Here is a 17,929-nt window from a genome sequence, read left to right on the forward strand (position 1 = left end):
ACCGATGGCGCCCCGACCCGGATTGCGGCCGGCTCCGCGGGGACATAGGATCGCCTCGCGCATGAGCGACGAACCCAAGGGGGGCGCTGAGTGGCCGGACGCCGGCGACGCGACGCCTGCTGCCCCGCCCGCCGGCTGGCAGAGTCCGCCCGCAGCGGTCTATGGTCTCGAGCATTCGCTGCGGTGCCCGGCCTGCAAGGACGAGATCGATCAGCTCTTCGTGATTCGCCTGCTCCGCACGCGCGTGAACTTCATGTCGTCGTTGCCGCGCAGCGGCCGGCTCCTCGCTTGTCCGAAGTGCCGGACGATTCTGCCGGGCGAGCTGGGAGCGGTGCTCTAGGCCAGACTCCCCGCCAGTTCGCTGCTGCGACGCCGCTCAGCGCGGCGGGCCCTCGAGCAGGAAGCGGATCGCCAGGCGCGTCTCCATTTCGACCGCCACGCCGTCGCGCCGCCCGGGACGGAACTGGGCCGACAGCGCGGCCTCGCGCGCCGATTCGTCGAAGCCGAAGCCGGCCGGAGGTCCGACCGGTTCGACCGAAAGCACCCGGCCTGTCGCATCCACCTGCACCTTGAGCTCCACCGTCGCCATCCGGCGACGGGCGCGCGCGACCCGCGGATAGTCGGGCCGGATCGCCCGCAGGAGCTGCGGCGGTTCGATCTGCGGCAGGCCGCGAACGCCGCCGGTGCCTGCGGGGCCGCCGCTGGCTCCACTCGATCCGGTCGCTCCCGTCGCTCCAGTGCCCCCGGCCGGCCGGCTTCCGCCGCCGGGCGCCGACGCCGCTTCCGGCGGCGGCAGGAGCTCGAGCCCCTCGCGTACTCTGCGCTCGCCGATCTCCATCCCGGTGCCGTTCTCCCCCGGCCCGACCGTCCCGGCGGCTGCTCCCGGGTCGAGCCCCGCGGAGCCGGCGACCGGGCGAGGGTCGCCGGCCTCGGTCAGTCGGGCTTCGAGCTCCCGGATGCGCGCCTCGTAGAGCCCGCGGTCGTCGGCCGGACGGGCCCCTGCGAGCTCGGCCTGCAGGCGCCGCACCTCGTCGCGCAGACGAACCAGCTCCTCCTCGTCGCGGACGACGATCTCCGCCAGCGGGACCGTATCCGAGGATACCGGAGCGAGCACGTCCGGCGGCGGCGGCGGCGACGCGCGGAGGCGGCGCCACTCCACCCAGCCGGCGATGGCGAGCACGGCGACCGCCAGGCCGGAGGCGAGGAGCAGCCTGCGGCGCCCGCGGTCGGCAGCCGCCGCCGGTGCCCGCCGGGAGCGCTTTTCTTCGTAGAGCCGGCGGTCCGCCACCGCCAGGACCTCTTCGCCGGTGGCGCCGTCGACCGGAAAGCTCGCGACACCCATGCTGAACGACAAAGGCAGAACGAGCTGCTCACCGCTCTCCGGCGAGGTGATCTCGACCGTGGAGAGGGCGGAGCGTGCACGCTCTGCCAGGACGCGGGCCTCTTCGGCGCCGGCGCCGAAGAGCACGACGACGAACTCGTCACCGCCGTAGCGGATCAGGCGGTCTTCGGCCCGAAAGCTCTCGCGCAGCCGGTCGGAGGCGCGATGCAGGACGTCGTCGCCGGCCAGGTGGCCGTGGGCGTCATTGATCTCCTTGAAGAAATCGAGGTCCAGCACGAGGAGGGTGACCGTCCCCTGGGTCGCAACGAGCTCCACCCAGTCCTCGTCCAGCAGACGGCGCAGATAGCGCCGGTTCCAGGCACCGGTGAGATCGTCGCGCAGGGCGAGATCCACGGGTTCGCTCGGCCCCGGAGGGATAGATCTTTCCACGCGCCGAATCGTAATGGAAAACACGGACTGGCATACGATTCGCTGCCGCCGACCCGAGGAGTCCACCTGAATGTTCCTACGTCGCCACTTGCCAGCGCTTTCCACCTGCTTCGCCCTCGCGCTGCCGGCGCTCCACCCAGCCGCACCGGCAGCCGCCACCAACGCCCTCGCCGCCGCCACCGCGGTCTCGTCGGGAGCCGCGCCGGGAGCGGCGGGGGAAGCCGCGGGGGGAGCCTCTGGGCCCGCGCTCGACATCGCGGCCATCATGGCGCGCGACTGGATCGGGACGCCGCCGGAGGAGCCCTACTGGGCGGACGACGGCAAGTCCATCTTCTATCGCCAGCGACGCCCCGGCAGCGAGATTGTGGATCTCCATCGCGTCGACATCGCGAGCGGCCGGAGCGAGCACATCGCCCCTGCGGAGCTCGGCAAAGTCGATGCTCCCGACGGTGTCTGGTCGCGCGACCGCAAGCTCGCGGCCTTCATCCGAGAAGGCGATCTCTTCGTCAAGGAGGCCGGCCGCAAGACCCCCCGCCAGCTCACCCGCACCGCCGAGATCGAAAGCGCTCCGCTCGTCCTCGCGACGGGCAGGGCCGTCGCCTTCCGGCGCGGCGACGCCTTTCACGCCATCGACCTCGAAAGCGGCCTCGACTCGACCCTCGCCGACCTGCGCACCACGAAAGACCCGGACGCACCGCCCACGCCGGCCGTGCCATCCGACGCCGCGGGCTTCCTTGCCGGACAGCAGTTGCGCCTGTTCGAGGTTCTCGCCGAGCGCAAGGCCCGTAAGGAGGAGCTGGTGGCCGAGACTCGCGCCCGGCGTACCGCGGATCCGACACGCGCACCGCCGCCGTTCTATCTCGGCGAGAAGCGCGCGATCCTGCGCGCCGACCTCTCCCCCTCGGGAGGCCACCTGCTCGTTGCCCTCGGCCCGGAGCGACCGGAGCCGACGGGCGATTCGTCGAGCCGAGGGGGGGGCAAGGAAGACTCGATGCCGGTCTTCGTCACCGAATCCGGCTACGTCGATGTGAAGAAGATCCGCCCCAAGGTCGGGACCGGCTCACCCGAATCGCCGACCCTGCTGCTGCTCGACCTCACCCGTCAGACGCAGGTCGAGCTCGACCTCTCCGTCCTGCCAGGCCTCGCCGACGATCCGCTGGCCGAGCTGCGTCAGGCGGCCAGCGCCGCCCAGGCAGCGGCATCGGCCCGACCGGAGCCAGCGCCTGCCCCGGCGCCGACGCCTTCGGTTGCGCCTGCGCCCCGGCCGGTTCAGCTCGCCGAAGTCGTCTGGAGCGAGGACGGGAGCCGCGTCGCACTCCAGTTCTTCTCCGAGGACAACAAGGACCGTTGGCTGGCGGTCGTCTCTCCCGGCGCAGCGTCCTCGCCGCCCCTCACGCCTCTCCACCACGAGAGCGACCCTGCCTGGCTCGGCTGGCGCTTCACCGAGTTCGGCTGGATGAAGGACGGCCGCGAGCTCTGGTACCTGTCCGAGGATTCGGGCTTCTCGCATCTCTACGTGCAGGCCGCAGGCGCTGCGAGGCGTGCTCTCACCCAGGGTCCGTTCGAAGTCGACCGGCCGCGGCTCGCGCGCGACGGACGCAGCTTCTTCGTCTCCGCGAACCGCGAAGGCGCCGGCATCTACGAGGCCTACCGCGTGCGCGTCGATACCCCGGGGCTCGAACGCCTGACCTCTGCCAACGGCATGACCTATGCGCTGCCTTCGCCGGACGAAAAACAGCTCCTGCTCACCAGCTCCTGGGCGACGCGACCGCCGGAGCTCTTCGTCCAGGCGGCGCGCGCCGGCGCCGCTGCGAAGAAGCTGACCTCGACGACCACGCCGGCCTTCTCCGCCGTCGCCTGGAGCGCTCCCGAGATCGTCCGCATCCCCTCGACGCATTTCGCCGGCAATCTCCAGGCGCGCGTCTACACGCCGCCCGGACGAGCTCCCGACACCCGGTCGCCCGCGGTCGTCTTCATCCATGGCGCGGGCTACCTGCAGAACGCCCACGAGGGCTGGTCGGACTACTCCCGGGAGTTCATGTTTCACACCCTGCTCGCGCGCGCCGGCTACGTCGTGCTCGACCTCGACTACCGCGCCTCGTCGGGCTACGGACGCGACTTCCGCACCGCAATCTACCGCCAGATGGGCGAACCGGAGCTCGAGGATCTCGCCGACGGCGTCGCCTGGCTGGTCGAACAGAGGGGCGTGGACGCCGGGCGGGTCGGCACCTACGGCGGCAGTTACGGTGGCTTCCTGACCATGATGGCGCTCTTCAAACGGCCGGAGCTCTTCGCGGCCGGGGCGGCGCTGCGGCCGGTGACCGACTGGGCGCACTACAACCAGGGTTACACCTCGGCGATTCTCAACACTCCCGAAGTCGACCCCGAGGCCTACCGCCGGAGCTCACCGATCGAGTTCGCCGCCGGCCTCGCGAAACCACTGCTCATCTGCCACGGCATGGTGGACGACAACGTCGCCTTCCAGGACACCGTCCGCCTCGTCCAGCGCCTGATCGAGCTCGGCAAGACCGACCTCTTCGAGACCGCCATCTACCCGTTGGAACCGCACGCCTTTAAGGAGCCGACGAGCTGGGTGGACGAATACAAACGGATCTTCGAGCTCTTCGAAACTCACCTCAAGTAGGCGGGCCGGCTTCCCACGGGGCGGAATCGGCGGCCCTGGAGCCGTCGGCGCTTCAGGCCAGGTGCGGGAACTCGAAGCGGACGTCGACGCGGGTGCCGTCGGGGAGATCGAACGCCTTGGTCATCTCGCGGGGGCCCTTCTCGAACAGCTGCTCGGCGTAGAGCGCCACCCGCTGGTTGAGGCGCGGCCAGCCCAAGTCGCCGAAGGTGTGGCCGGCCGGCCAGATGAGGAGCGCGCGCTCTTCGCCACCGGCGGTCACGACGACCGCCCGGGCGACGCGCTCGCCGCGGACGAGACTGGCAGTCAACAGCTCGTCGACCGAAGGGCTCACGGCTTCGACCGCCGCTTGCGCAGCTCGGCGACGAGGGCGCGGAAGTCGTCGGGCAAGGGCGCCTCGAAGCGCATGCGGAGTCCGGTCGCGGGATGGGCGAAGACGAGCTCTGCGGCATGCAGCGCCTGGCGTTGCGTCTTCACCGGCGGCTCGCCGAGGGTGCGCTTGCGGTAGACGCGCTCGCCCACGACCGGGTGCCCCGCCGCCGCGAAGTGGATGCGAATCTGGTGGGTGCGCCCGGTCTCGAGCCGCACCCGGACATGGGTCGCGACGCCGTAGCGCTGCACCACTTCCCAGTGGGTCACCGCCGGCTTGCCGCGCTCGTTCGGGCGCGCCACCCATCGCCGGCGATGCGTGCCATCGCCCACCAGATCTTCGCGAAAGGTGCCGTTTTCGCCCACGACATTCCCCTCGACCAGCGCCTCGTAGGTGCGCCCCATGCTGTGGTCTTCGAGTTGTTTCTGGAGCGCCTGAAGGCCGCGCTTGCTGGTGGCGAACGCGACCAGCCCGGAGCTGTCCTTGTCGAGCCGGTGCACCACCGCGACGTAGGTGCGCCCGCCGGCTTTGCGCGCCATCGCCTGCGAGACGCGCGAAAGAAGCGTGTCCTTCTCGCGGTCGTTGGTCGGTTGGGTGAGCAGACCCGCCGGTTTCACCGCCACGACGACGTCGGAGTCGGAATGCAGGAGCTCCACCTTCGGCCCCTCGACCTGACGCTCGATCTTCCGGTGGGGATCCCAGACCAGCTCCGCCTCCGGCGCCACATAGGCCCCCGGATCGAAGAGCTGCTTGCCGTCGACCGACACCTGCCCGCCCTCGATCACCCGCTTGGCGCGCGTGAACGTGAGCTCCGGATGGAGCTCCTGCAACCGCCGCGCAAACCGCGCTGGATAGCGCTCGGCCGCCTTCCCTGCCGGCGCGGGGGCCCGCCCTGCGGCGGCTGCCGGCTCCTGCCGTTCCCTGCGATTGCGTTCCGCGCTCACCGGATCTCCTCGAAGACGCCTTCGGCCTTGTTCTTGCGCACGTTGTGCCAGGGGAAGCAGCGGCCATTCATGGCGACGTAGACGCCGGGAGGAAGGACCTGAACGAAGGAGAGGGCGCTGCCGAGGTTGAACAGACCGTCGGAGCTGCCGAAGGCGAACGGGACCATCGCTCCGGTGAGGACGACGGTCTTCTCGGCGACGGCGAGGCCGTGGGCGAGGACGGCCGCGGTCTCGACCATGGTGTCGGTGCCGTGGGTGACCAGGATGCGACCTTCGGGCGAGTCTCTGCAAGCCTCGAGGACCTGGGCGCGATGGACGGCGTCCATCTCGAGGCTGTCCATCATGCAGACCGTCTCCACCGTGACCTCGAGCTTCGAGCGGCCGAGACGGAGCATCTCCGGCAGATGGGTGTCGCTGAAGAAGAGCGCGCCGGTGAGCTCGTCGTACTCCTTGTCGAAAGTGCCACCGGTGATCAGGATACGGATCCTCATCGGCCGCGACGCTCCGCGTCTTCGAGCGCCCGGTCCAAATCCTCGGCGAAGGACTTCGCGTGAATTGCCGGAAAGCGGTAGCACTCCTCGACGATGGCGTTGAAGAGACCACGCAGAGTCGCGGGTTCCACCAGGCCTTCCGCGATCATCGCGTGCACATCGGCCCGATCGGTCTCGAAACCGCGCTCGATCTTCGCCAGCGCCTGGGAGTAGAAATCGAACTCGAAAATCGCAAGCTTGCCCTCCTGTTGCAGGAACCTGCTGCGGTCGCGCCAGCCCGGCAATGGCGGCAGGAAGTCGAGCGGGGATGCGAACTCGACGCTCAGCTCGAGCCGCTCCTTGATCTCCGGAATCGCCCGCGCTACGGCCCCGGAGTCCGGCTCGAGACGCATGTCGACGTCGACCGTCGTCGCACGCCAGCCGTGCAGCAAGGCCGAGCTTCCGCCCACGAGAAAGAGCTGGGTCGGGGTCTCGGCATGGCGCCCCAGCTCGCGAAGCAGGCTGGAGAGCCGTTCGCGATCGACTAGCGGCCGCATCGCGCCGAATGGTGAAAGCTCGCCAGGCGTCGCAAGAGCGCGTTGTAGCGCGAGTGCGCGCGCTCTGGATCCCCTGCGGAGAGCCGCAGAAAGAGCTCGTGCTCCGGAAGGTCCCGTCGCGAGGGGGCGACCTCGAATCCGAGCGCACGGAGTCTCGAGGCACTGATCTCCACGAGCAGGGACTCGTTGGACACCTGTCCCCGGGACAGGTCGACCAGGCCCTTCCGGATCAGATCCGCCCCTGGGAGGGCAACCCAATCCTCGGTTGCATCGGACCTCAGGGCGAACTTCAGGGCGGGCATCGTGCCGGGCTCCATGGAGCCGATTCTACTCGCTCGCCACGGACCACCCCGCCGCCGACGGCTCAGGCGAGAATCAGGCTGCAGCAGGTGAGACCGGACTCGGCCTTGGCGAGCTCGGACTGGTCGACGAGGACGACGTCGAAGCCCGCCGCGGCGATGCGCTCGGCGGTGCGGGGCGCGGAGGCGTTGACCAGGACGGTACTGCCGATCGCCAGGACGTTCGCGGCCATCGGCTCGCCCGGAGCGACCTCGATCGTCCGCCGGGCGCCGAGCCGGCGAGCGTCGATCCAGTCAGGGTTGAGAACGATCGTTGCGGCATCGATGGCCGTGACGGCGCTCTTCAGGTGCAGGCAGCCGCTGAGCTCGATCCCCTCCACCCGGTAGCCGTGCGGCGCGAGGTGAGCCGCGAGCTGGGCGACGCCCGCCGCGTTGGTGCGCGCCGAGAGACCGACGAAGAGCTGCCGGCCGATACGCAGGACGTCGCCGCCGTCGAGCGTGCCCGGTGCCGCGATGGCCAGAAGATCGCGATAGGGCGCGAGCGCCGCCGCGACACTCGGCACCTCCGCCCGCCGCGACGGAGCTCCCGGGCGCGCGAGCACCGCCACCTCATCGACGACGACCGCCGCGTCCTCCACGAACACCGAGTCGGGAAGCTCGTCGGTGGCGGGCAGGCGGACGACCTCCACCCCCAGCGCCGCGAGCGCCGCCTCGTAGTGTTCGTGCTGGCGGGCGGCGCGCGCCACGTCGATCGGCACGCGCTCGAGATGGGTGAGCTCGCAGCGGGCGAGAGAAACCGGGACGGCGCGCGTGATCGCCAGCATGGGAGCGAGGCTACAGGACTGGATGCGCAGAGCGCGAGTCCGCCCAGCGAGGACCTCGCCCGGCGAGGGTCAAAGCAAACTCAAGCTGCCCAGATGGCGGGAGAGTTCCTGCCGCAGGCTCCGGACGGAGCCCGCGGCGCCCCTTCCCGGAGCCGGGAAGGGGGGGCCTGCGTGCTCAGGACTTGGCGGCGGTCTCTTCGACTTCGGCTTCGGCTTCGGGTTCGTCCGCAAACGTCTCGTGCAGGATCGGACCGTCGAGCGGCACGAGGATCTCCTCCTCGCCACCCTCGCCCTTGTTGAGCTTGCGCTCGAGTCGCTTCTGATTCTTGAGCTGCGCCCGCTCCTTGCGCGCCATCTCCTTCTGTCGCTTGACGAAGGACTGGCTGGATCTCTTGGCCATGGTGCCTCCTGCGGCACGCCCCGGAAAGCGCGCACCGTGTACCCCGCCAGCCTCAACCGCCAGCGGACGGGACATCCTATCGCGACGAGGGGGGTCCAGTCAGGTGGGTGGGTTCCGGCCCGGCCGCCACCCCCCCTTCGAGCCGGGGTGCCGGAGGGGATGGGGCGGAGGCCCGGGGCGGGCGAGAGGTCAGAGCGCCGCGTCTGGGGGGCTCGGGAGACTCCCGGCGCGGGCCGCCAGGGCCTTCTCCTTGGCCTCCGCGACGATCGCATCGAGCATCCCGCGGGCCTGCGGCTTGAAACTGCCGAGGACCATCACCCGCGCCAGCCAGGGGTCCGGAAAGTCGGCGCTCTCCAGCTCCCGGCCGTAGGCCAGCGCCAGCGCCGTGCCGGCCTGGACGACATAGGGAACCTGGGCCTCCTCGAGCTGTTCGAGAAGCGTTCCGAGCATCTCCGGGCTGCCGAGCTCCGCCAGCGGAACGAGGTCTTCGGCCCCCCCGCCGCCGAAGCCCACGAACTCGGCGGGCCCCTCCCCGGATTCCTCCGGTCCGGCGCTCGGCGCGCTTTCGAGGTCGTCGACGAGCGGAATCTCGCAGTCCGAGCAGGTCGTGAAGCCCTCCCGGAACTCGGCATGGCAGCTCGGGCAGATCATGGTTCTCTCCTCCTCGCCGGTCTTCCCGGCGCCGCGCCCGGAACGATATGCCATACACGGGGCCAATCGCCTCCCGGCGGACGCCAACTCAGCTAGAATTCTCGCGCTCTCAGGAGGTATCGCGATGGGTCTGATGGACAACATCAAGAAGCAGCTCGGGTCGCAGTTCATCGAGATCATCGAGTGGCTCGACGACACGACCGATTCCCTGGTCTGGCGCTTCCCGGTCTACAACCAGGAGATCAAGATGGGCGCCCAGCTCATCGTGCGCGAGAACCAGGTCGCCCTGTTCGTCAACGAGGGCAAGGCGGCCGACCTCTTTACGCCCGGGCGCTACGAGATCCAGACCCAGAACGTGCCGATCCTGACCACCCTGCGCGGCTGGAAGTACGGTTTCCAGAGCCCGTTCAAGGCCGAGGTCTACTTCTTCAACACCCGCCTCTTCACCGATTTGAAGTGGGGCACGACCAACCCGGTGATGATGCGGGACGCCGAGTTCGGCATGATCCGGTTGCGGGCCTTCGGCACCTATGCCATGCGCATCGCCGACGCCCGGGTCTTCTTCCAGAACATCGTCGGGACGCGCGGCCTGACCACGACCGACGAAGTCACCGGGCAGCTCCGTTCGACCATCCTGTCGCGGCTCTCGGACGCCATCGCCGAGGCGAAGATCGCAGCGCTCGACCTCGCGGCGCACTACGACGAGCTCTCGGTCGCCGGCCGCGGCGTCCTCTCCCCCGAGTTCGCCGGCTTCGGTCTCGAGCTCTCGCGCTTCTTCATCGAGAACATCTCGCTGCCCGAGGAGGTCGAGAAGGCGATCGACCAGCGCTCGAAGCTGGGCGTCCTCGGCGACAGGATGCATCAGTACACCCAGATGCAGGCGGCCGAGGCGATCGGCGCCGCGGCGGCGAATCCCGGCGGCCTCGCCGGTGCCGGCGTCGGCCTCGGCGCCGGCGTCGCCATGGGGCAGATGATGAGCCAGGCGATGGGACAGGGGGTCCAGGGGGCCGGCGCTCCCGCCGCCCCGCCGCCGCAAGGCGCGCAGGGCGCGAGCGCTCCGCCGCCGCCGGTCGCCACCGCACGCTGGTCGCTCACCGTCGACGGCAAGACCTACGGTCCCTACACGGACGAAGCCCTGCAGGGAATGGTCGCTGCCGGCCAGGTCCTGCTCTCGACCCTCGCCTGGAGCCCCGGCGCCGCCGGTTGGGCGCCGCTCGCGAGCTATCCTGGCTTCGCCGCCGGAGCTGCGGCACCGCCGCCGCCACCGCCCGCCGCTCCCAAGAGCTGACGGCGGCGGGATCCAGCCGATCGTGCCGGACGATCCCAGGAAAGGCGCCTCCGGCGCCCAGGCCATCGGCGCGCGGGCGCGCAAGTTCCCCTGTCCGCAGTGCGGCGCCGATGTCGTCTGGCATCCGGGCTCGAAGCGTCTGCGCTGCGATTACTGCGGCTATCAGCAGGAGGTCGCGCCGGCGGGCGCAGCGCACGCCGGCGCCGCTGCGGCGCGAGGTGCGACCGACCCGGCCTCCGGCGCGCCAGTGGCTTCAGCGGCACGGTTCGTCGGCGAACGCCAGTTGGCCGACGGCCTGGCGCGGGGCGGCGATCTGGGCTGGGGCGCCGAAAGGAAGGCGGTGCGCTGCACGAAGTGCGGCGCCCTCGAGACCTTCGAGCCCGGCGTCGCCGCCAGGGCCTGCGGCTTCTGCGGCTCGCCGGCGGTCGTCGAAGCGCCCGTCGACGCCAACCTGGTGCGTCCCGAAGGGGTCCTCCCCTTCACCGTGGCGAAAAACGACGCCTTGCAGCGCTTCCGCAGCTGGCTCGGATCGCTTTGGTTCCGCCCGGGGAATCTCAAGGAGCGCGCCACGGTGAGCGGCATCCAGGGGATCTACATCCCATTCTGGACCTTCGACGCCGACAGCCGTTCCGACTGGACTGCCGAGGCGGGCTACCGGCGGGGCAGCGGCAAGAACGCCCGGGTCGAATGGCGGCACGCTTCGGGCACCCTGGATCATCGCTTCGACGACCTGCCACTTCCGGCTTCGCAGGGCCTCGATGCCGCCACGGCGCGTGAGATCGAGCCGTTCCCGACCGCGGAGTTCGTCGCCTACGACCCGAGCTATCTCTCGGGCTTCCTCGCCGAAGAGTACGCAGTCGGTCTTGCGGAAGCACAGACGCTCGCCCGGCAGCGCATGGACGCGACCTTGCGCGAGGCCTGCCGCGCCGAGGTTCCCGGCGACGAGTGCCGCAACCTCCGGGTGTCGACGCAGTACTCGCAATGGCACTACAAGAGCGGCCTCGTGCCGGTCTGGATCGCCGCCTACGTCTACCAGGGCAAGAGCTTCCGGTACGTCGTGAACGGCGCCACCGGCAAGGCGACCGGCACGGCACCCTGGAGCTGGGTGAAGATCGGCTTCGCCGTCCTCGCCGCCCTCATCCTCGTCGGCATCATCCTCAGCAACAGCTAGACGTTTTTCCGCAACTCCGCCACGAGCGCGCCCAGCTGGTCCGCCGCGACCGGGCGGCGAAAGGCCGCGCCCTGGGCGAGATCGCAGCGATGCAGGCCGAGCCAGGTGAGGTCGAGCGCCTCGTCGACCTGCTCGGCGATCGAGACCGCCTTCATCTGCCGCGCCAGGGCGATCAGCCCGGAGGCGAGCGCGCCGGACGCCGGAGAGGTTCTCGCTTTGTGCAGCAGGTAAGGATCGAGCTTCCAGCCGCTCCAGGCGACCTCCGTGAGCGCCTCGAGTGGCAGATTCCCCGCGCCGACTCCCGAAAGCTCGAGGCGCAGCCGTTCGCCGGCGAGCGCGGCGAGGCGGCTCGCCAGGGCGCCGGCATCGCGCTCCAGCACCTGCACCGGGATCTCGAGTGCGACCGACTCCGGCGGCAGCCGCTCCCCTGCCAGCAACTCGGCCACCGTGCCGACGAAGCCCTCAGTGGCGAGTGCCGCCGCCGCGACCGGAAGGGAGAGCCGCGTCGGCGCCGGCAGGTCGCGCGTGGCGCGCGCGAAGTCGCCCAAGGCATTGCGCACGTACCAGCGCAGGATCCCCGGCACCATGCCGGCACGCGAGGCCGCTCGCCAGAGGTCGGCGGCACCGGCGCGCGCTCCGCCCGGGCGCTTCCAGGCCAGGCGCGCCGTCAGTCCGGTCCAGCGCCGCGAGCTGACCTCGAAGTACGGCTCCCAGAGAAGCTCCAGCTCGTCGAGCCTGGGCGCACTCTCGGGCCCGGCCGCGGTCGCAGATGCACTGGAGATCCGCGAGGTGTCGACGCGCAGATTCGCCGAGTAGATGCGGAAGCCGTCCCCGCCGGCAGCGCGCGCCGCGCGCATCGCGACCTCGGCGTTGGCGAGCAGCATCGCGCCCTGCGAGCCGTCCCAGGGGAAGACACCGACGCCGACGGAGACCGTCAGGGAAATCGCCTGGCCGTCGAATTCGAAGCTCCTCCGACCCTCTTCCCGGAACCGCCCGGCGAGCCGCGACGCCTCGTCGGCGTCGTCGCCCATGCGCACGAGGAGAGCGAAGCAGTCGCCTTCGAGCCGCGCCGCGAGATCGCCGCGGCGCAGCGCCTTCTGCAGGCGGCGGGCGAGGCCCGCGAGCAGGATGTCGCCGAGGCGCGAGCCGTAGCGCTCGTTGATGTCGAGGAAGCGGTCGACGTCGATCAGCAAGAGAGCGAAGCGGGTGCTGTCGGGATCCGAGGCCCCTATGAGGTCGCGGAGCATGCGCTCGAAGAGCTGCCGGCCCGGGAGCTGCGTGAGCGGATCCACCCAGCGCTCGTGCGCCGAATCGGTGGCGGCGGAGCGCATGGCATCCCGCGCCCGCGCCGCGCGCTCGACCGCGAGACCGGCGAGCGAAGCGAGGAGCTCGAGCACCTTGACGCCACGCGGCCCAGGGCGCTTCCTCTCCGGATGAAAGAGACAGACGACGGCGATGAAGGCGCCAGAGTCGTCGCCACCGACAGCGCGGATCGCCGCCGACCAGCAGGATTCGAGCCCGGCGTCGCGCGCCGCGGCGTGAATCGGCGCGAAGGCGGGCTCTTCACTCATCGCAGCACAGAAATCCGGGGCACCGGAGGCGAGCGCCCGGAAAACGGATCTCCCGGCAGTGATGGTGAGTCCGGAGAGCGCCGCGGCGAAGCTCGCCGGCAGCGCGGCGTCGGCAAGTACGACGAGGCGCGCCGCGGCCTCGTCCAGCGTGAGGATCGCGCAACCGACACCGGCGAACCGCTCCGCTGCGATGCGGCAGATCTCCGCCGCCACCTCGCGCCCGGGGACGCCGTCGCCCAGCAGTTGCAGGATCCGGCTCTGCGCCGCGAGCACCGAATACGACAATCCCTGCTCATCGAGGCCGATCGGCTGACGCGAGAGTAGCGGCGACATCCCGGTCAAGCTAACACAGGGTGCGAGCCGCCAGGTGCGAGAACCGCCGGCACGCCGGGCCGTATGTTCATCCGAGGCGCTCGCCGTGGTAGCTTGCCGCACCTTTCCGCCTGCCAGGGAGAATCGCATCATGCGACGACGGAGTCCGACCCCTGCATTCCTTCTCACCCTCTTCGCGCCAGCGCTCGTCCTGGCCGGCGCGCCGGCCGGCGTCGACGTCGCAGCATTGCGATCGCACGCCGAGTTTCTCGCCGACGACAGCCTCCGCGGGCGCGACTCCGGCAGCCCCGAGTATGCGATCGCGGCCCGCTACGCCGCGACCCGGTTCGCCTCCTACGGGCTCGAACCCGGCAACGGCGAGAGCTTCTTCCAACCGGTGCGATTCGCCGAGGCGCAGGTCCAGAAATCCACTGTCGTCGCACGCCGGGGCGGGCGCCGCGCCGAGCTTGCGGGGCTCGCGGACTACCTGATCTTCGGCGGCATGACCCAGGAGAAGGGCAGGGTCTCGGCCGACGTCGCCTTCGTCGGCTACGGCATCGATGCCCCCGAGCTCGACCGGCGCGACTACGAAGGCGTCGACGTGCGCGGCAAGATCGTGCTGCTGGTCAAGGGCGCTCCGGCGAGCTTCCCCACCGACCAGCGGGCGCACTACTCGTCGACCCGTCTCAAGGCGGAGCTCGCGGAACGCCGGGGGGCGATCGGAATTCTCATCGTGCGCGACCGCAGCGAGGAGGCGCGCATTCCATGGCGGCGCGTCCAGTCCTACGCCGACCGTCCGCGGACCGCGTGGGTCGCCGAGGACGGCGCCATAAAGGACGCCTTCCCGGGCATCGCCTTCTCGGCGCTCCTGTCGCGGGAGGGAGCCATGAAGCTCCTCGACGGCACCGCCGACTCGCTCGACAGCCTGCTCGACTCGGCGGAACGTCTCGACTACCGCTCCCGTTCGCTGCCGGTGAAGCTCGACGTCACCTTCGAGAGCCGGCTGTCGCGCTCCGAGAGTCCGAACGTCGCCGCGATCCTGCCCGGCTCCGACCCGGCGCTCCGCGGCGAGTACGTCGTCGTCTCGGCGCATCTCGACCACGTCGGTGTCGGCCGAGCGGTCGAAGGCGACACCATCTACAACGGCTTCTACGACAACGCGCTGGGCAGCTCCATCCTGCTCGAGACCGCGCGTGTCGCCGCCACCGCCGCCCTTCGCCCCCGGCGCTCGATCCTCTTCCTCCTGGTGACGGGAGAGGAGCGCGGCCTCCTCGGCTCGGACTTCTTCGCCCACCACCCCACGGTCCCGGCGGGCGCGCTGGTCGCCGACGTCAATGTCGACATGCCGCTCCTCCTGGCGCCGGCCGCGGATCTCGTCGCCTTCGGTGGCGAGCACAGCTCACTCGGAGCGCTCGCCGAGGCGGCGGTCGCCGCGCACGGCTTTACCCTGATCCCCGATCCGATGCCGGAAGAGGTGATCTTCGTCCGCTCCGATCAGTACTCCTTCGTACGCCAGGGGGTGCCTTCGATCTACCTGACGGCGGGCTCCGGCACGGTCGGCGGGGGCGATGCCCAGGCGAAGGCCAGCGGCGAGTTTCTGGCGCGGCACTACCACCAGCCGAGCGACGAGATCGAGCTCGGCGCCGACTGGGATTCCGCGGCCCGCTTCACCGCCGCCCAGGCGGATCTCGTCCGGGCCATCGCCGACGCCGACGCCCGACCGACCTGGAACGCCGGCGACTTCTTCGGCGAGACGTTCGGCAGGAGGTAACCCGCCTCAGCGGGTGCCGGTCATCGAGCCGCCGCAGCGCCCGTCACGCCGGCGGCATCGACTCAATTGGCGGGATGGGCGCCATCGGCTTCGCCGGAGGGCGTCGCCCCATCGAACGACATCAGCCAGATGTCCGACTCGTCGGTTTCGTCGATCCAGACCATCCACTTGCGATCGCGGGACAGTCCCAGTCCGCGCAACCGGTGACTCGGCGCCGCGCGCACCAACTCGCGCGGCGTCGCTCCGGGCGCATCGATCGCGAGAATCGCCCCCGGCGTGTCGAGGACCAGGCGGCCGTCGTTGCCGAGCAGACGCACCTTGCCATCGGTCCGGGCCATCGTCGCCGGCCCCTCCCAGGACCGCCAGCGACCGTCGGCGACGGAGTAGAGCGCGATCGCGTTGGCCTTGCCGCCGCTGCGGAGCTGGCCGGCGAGCCAACGGTCATCGGGCGAGAACGAGGCGGGATAGAAGTTGTCTCCCGCGACGGGCGGCACGAGCGCGCGGGAGCTTTCGGGCTCGAACGACGGACCGAGCTCGACGAGGTACGAGCCTCCGGCGCCGCCGTAGGCGACCTTCCGCCCATCCGACGAAAGGACCGGTTCGGCCGTCGCGCCAGCGCCATGCTCGATCCCGCGCAGGCCGCCGCCATCGGCCCGAATGAGCCCCATCCCGCCCGCGAAGCGGCTGGACTGAAAGATGAGGTGCAGACCGTCGGGAGCCCAGGTGCCCTGCCGGCTGCGGAACGGGCCGTCGGTGACCTGGCGGAACGAACCGTCGGCGAAGCGGGTCACGAACAGCTGCTGCGGAGGATCGGTCGAAGAGAGCACGGCGCGCTCGGCGTGCGGATCGAGGTCGACGTCGTTGACTTCCATCGCGCCGGCGGGGATCGCGACCGGCGGGCCGATGAGGACGCCGCGCGCCGAGTCGATCGGAGCGCGGAAGACGTTCGTCCGGATGTTGCGATCGACGAACACCATGCGCCGGCCGTCGCGCGACCGCGAGAGCCAGCCGGCCCAGCTCGTCGGGGCGGTGACCGGCTCGGGATCGCCGAGCCGCCGGCCGCTCGCCTCGTCCAGCGCGATCCGCCAGATGTTGAAGGTGCCGCCGCGCGAGCTCGCGAAGTAGAGGTACTTGCCGTCGGCCGACCAGAGGGGGTTCCAGTCGATCGCCGCGTCGTCGGTGAGTCGGACGCCCTGCCCCGTCTCCGCCTGGCTGCCGTCGGCCGCGACCGTCCAGAGATCGCGCTGGAACGAATCCCCGGGGAGGCCCCAGAACGCGATCCGCTTTCCCGATGGTGACCACGCAGGATGCATCGCGTCGCCCCGGCTGACGAGTCGCTTCGCGCCCGATTCGACCTCGATCGCCCAGAGCTCGGCCGTGTTCGGGCGATTCCACGGGCGCTCCGTCCGCGACGTCGCGACCACGACTTCGCGGCCGTCCGGCGACCACGCGGGGTGATGCCCGAAGTCGGCGATCCGCCGCGCGTTCTCGCCGGTCGCTCCCATGACGAAGAGACCCCCGCCCTGACATTCGGAGCGATAGGCGATCCGCAGGCCGTCGGGCGAGAACGCCGGGTCGCGATCGCTCGCAGGACAGTCGCCGGTGAGAAGGATCGCGGTCTGCCCGTCGACGCGTTGCAGAAACAGATCCTCCTGTCCGTCGACCCGCTTCTCGTAGACGAGCGAGCCGCCGTCGGGCGAGAGCGACGGCGCGCCTTCGCCGCCGGGCAGGCGGGTGAGCTGGCGGAAGGTCGGCACAGGGAGCGCGTTCGCGGCGCTTGCGCCACTCGCGGCACCGGATACCGTCGCGCCGCGGAAGACCAGAAAGCCGAGTCCCAGGCCCGCGAGCGCCGCCACGAGCGCGGTGCCGACGAGCGGCCAGCGAACAGAGCGGTCTGCGCCGGGGCTCAGGGCTTTCGCCGTGGCGGTCGACGAGGTTCCGGACGACGTGCCGGACGAACTGCCGCCCACCGCATCACGCAGGGCGAACGCCAGGTCGCGCGCCGACTGGAACCGCTCGCCGGGAGCCTTCTCGAGGCAGCGGCGGAGGACGCGATCGAGCGCCGGCGGGATCTTCGCCGCGAGGAGGTCGAGCTCCGGCGGCTCCTCCCTGAGAATCGCCGACATCGTCTCGACCGCCGAATCGCGCGCGAACGCCCGCCGTCCCGCGAGCAGCTCGTAGAGGATCACGCCGAGCGCGAAGAGATCCGAGCGCGCATCGGCGGTCTGGCCCTTCACCTGCTCCGGCGCCATGTAGCCGACGGTGCCGAGGACGGTACCGGGCTCGGTCCCCGGTGCGCCGGGACCCATCGTGGTGGCGCCCAGGAGCTGACTGTGGCTCTCCGCGCTCACTTGCTGTCTGGCGAGTCCGAAGTCGAGGATCTTCACCCGCCCGTCGGCGAGCAGGAAGACGTTCTCGGGCTTCAGATCCCGGTGGACGATGCCGCGCTCGTGCGCCGCGGCGAGCCCGGCGGCGATCTGCGCCGTGACCTCCACGGCCTTGCGCGCCGGAGTGGCGCCGCCACTCAGATGCTCGCGGAGCGTCTCCCCGAGGAGCAGCTCCATGACCGCGAACGCCTGGTCACGCTCCCGGCCGACGTCGTAGATGGCGAGGATGTTGGGATGGGAGAGCGCGGCGACAGCCTTCGCCTCGCGCTCGAAGCGGGCCAGCGCGTCAGCGTTCGCCGCGAGCTGCGGCGGCAGAACCTTGAGCGCGACATCGCGATCGAGCCGCCCATCGCGCGCCCGATAGACCTGCCCCATCCCCCCAGAACCGAGCTCACCCAGGATCTCGTACGACCCGAGGCGATCTCCGACCGCAAGCGTCATGCCTCCCCCACTTCCACTTCAGAATCGAGGTCGGACTCTAGCGCAGGAGCCGGCCGTCCTC

The 17,929-nt window shown here is 70.7% G+C and carries 15 protein-coding genes; 5 read left to right on the top strand and 10 right to left on the bottom strand.

Annotated features, from left to right (window positions below):
- Positions 1 to 61 precede the first annotated feature (61 nt).
- Positions 62 to 340: a hypothetical protein gene (locus tag KBI44_00515; protein MBP9142937.1), complete on the top strand. Its 279-nt coding sequence runs from the start codon at positions 62 to 64 to the stop codon at positions 338 to 340.
- Positions 341 to 376: 36 nt separating this feature from the next.
- On the opposite strand, the gene KBI44_00520 is transcribed toward KBI44_00515, so the two are convergent.
- A complete protein-coding gene (locus KBI44_00520) occupies positions 377 to 1,735 on the bottom strand; it encodes a TonB family protein (protein MBP9142938.1) in 1,359 nt (452 codons plus the stop codon).
- A gap of 106 nt (positions 1,736 to 1,841) precedes the next feature.
- Between KBI44_00520 and KBI44_00525 the strand changes: the two genes are divergently transcribed.
- Positions 1,842 to 4,415: a S9 family peptidase gene (locus KBI44_00525; GenBank protein MBP9142939.1), complete on the top strand. Its 2,574-nt coding sequence runs from the start codon at positions 1,842 to 1,844 to the stop codon at positions 4,413 to 4,415.
- Between the two features lie 52 nt (positions 4,416 to 4,467).
- Here KBI44_00525 and KBI44_00530 read toward each other — a convergent pair whose 3' ends face one another.
- From KBI44_00530 to KBI44_00560, 7 genes are all read right to left on the bottom strand, one after another.
- On the bottom strand, positions 4,468 to 4,746 hold the full coding sequence (locus KBI44_00530) for a hypothetical protein (protein MBP9142940.1): 279 nt from the start codon (positions 4,744 to 4,746) through the stop codon (positions 4,468 to 4,470).
- On the bottom strand, positions 4,743 to 5,726 hold the full coding sequence (locus KBI44_00535; protein ID MBP9142941.1) for an RluA family pseudouridine synthase: 984 nt from the start codon (positions 5,724 to 5,726) through the stop codon (positions 4,743 to 4,745). Before KBI44_00535 ends, KBI44_00530 begins: the two co-directional genes overlap by 4 nt.
- Entirely contained in the window at positions 5,723 to 6,217 is a 495-nt protein-coding gene (locus tag KBI44_00540) for an asparaginase (protein ID MBP9142942.1), read from the bottom strand. The genes KBI44_00535 and KBI44_00540 overlap by 4 nt, the downstream gene beginning before the upstream one ends.
- Entirely contained in the window at positions 6,214 to 6,753 is a 540-nt protein-coding gene (locus KBI44_00545; GenBank protein MBP9142943.1) for a hypothetical protein, read from the bottom strand. The genes KBI44_00540 and KBI44_00545 overlap by 4 nt, the downstream gene beginning before the upstream one ends.
- A 364-nt stretch (positions 6,754 to 7,117) precedes the next feature.
- Positions 7,118 to 7,876: a dimethylargininase gene (locus KBI44_00550; GenBank protein MBP9142944.1), complete on the bottom strand. Its 759-nt coding sequence runs from the start codon at positions 7,874 to 7,876 to the stop codon at positions 7,118 to 7,120.
- A gap of 175 nt (positions 7,877 to 8,051) precedes the next feature.
- Positions 8,052 to 8,276 carry a hypothetical protein gene (locus KBI44_00555; protein MBP9142945.1) on the bottom strand — a complete coding sequence of 75 codons (225 nt, stop codon included), beginning with the start codon at positions 8,274 to 8,276 and terminating at the stop codon, positions 8,052 to 8,054.
- Positions 8,277 to 8,465: 189 nt separating this feature from the next.
- A complete protein-coding gene (locus KBI44_00560) occupies positions 8,466 to 8,927 on the bottom strand; it encodes a hypothetical protein (protein ID MBP9142946.1) in 462 nt (153 codons plus the stop codon).
- Positions 8,928 to 9,051: 124 nt separating this feature from the next.
- On the opposite strand from KBI44_00560, the gene KBI44_00565 reads away from it, so the two are divergent.
- Both KBI44_00565 and KBI44_00570 read left to right on the top strand, forming a co-directional pair.
- Positions 9,052 to 10,215, top strand: a complete 1,164-nt coding sequence (locus KBI44_00565; GenBank protein ID MBP9142947.1) for an SPFH domain-containing protein — start codon at positions 9,052 to 9,054, stop codon at positions 10,213 to 10,215.
- Positions 10,216 to 10,237: 22 nt separating this feature from the next.
- Positions 10,238 to 11,386, top strand: coding sequence for a zinc ribbon domain-containing protein (locus KBI44_00570; protein MBP9142948.1), 1,149 nt, complete (start codon positions 10,238 to 10,240; stop codon positions 11,384 to 11,386).
- Here KBI44_00570 and KBI44_00575 read toward each other — a convergent pair.
- Entirely contained in the window at positions 11,383 to 13,290 is a 1,908-nt protein-coding gene (locus KBI44_00575) for a diguanylate cyclase (protein MBP9142949.1), read from the bottom strand. The genes KBI44_00570 and KBI44_00575 overlap by 4 nt on opposite strands.
- A 130-nt stretch (positions 13,291 to 13,420) precedes the next feature.
- On the opposite strand from KBI44_00575, the gene KBI44_00580 reads away from it, so the two are divergent.
- Complete coding sequence (locus KBI44_00580; GenBank protein MBP9142950.1) at positions 13,421 to 15,040, top strand: M28 family peptidase; 1,620 nt, start codon at positions 13,421 to 13,423, stop codon at positions 15,038 to 15,040.
- A gap of 62 nt (positions 15,041 to 15,102) precedes the next feature.
- Here KBI44_00580 and KBI44_00585 read toward each other — a convergent pair whose 3' ends face one another.
- The gene (locus KBI44_00585; protein ID MBP9142951.1) at positions 15,103 to 17,868 is read right to left on the bottom strand and encodes a serine/threonine-protein kinase; all 2,766 of its coding nucleotides are present in this window, start codon (positions 17,866 to 17,868) and stop codon (positions 15,103 to 15,105) included.
- Positions 17,869 to 17,929: the final 61 nt, after the last annotated feature.

It is taken from the genome of Thermoanaerobaculia bacterium, from assembly GCA_018057705.1.
Classification (GTDB): Bacteria; Acidobacteriota; Thermoanaerobaculia; order Multivoradales; family JAGPDF01; genus JAGPDF01.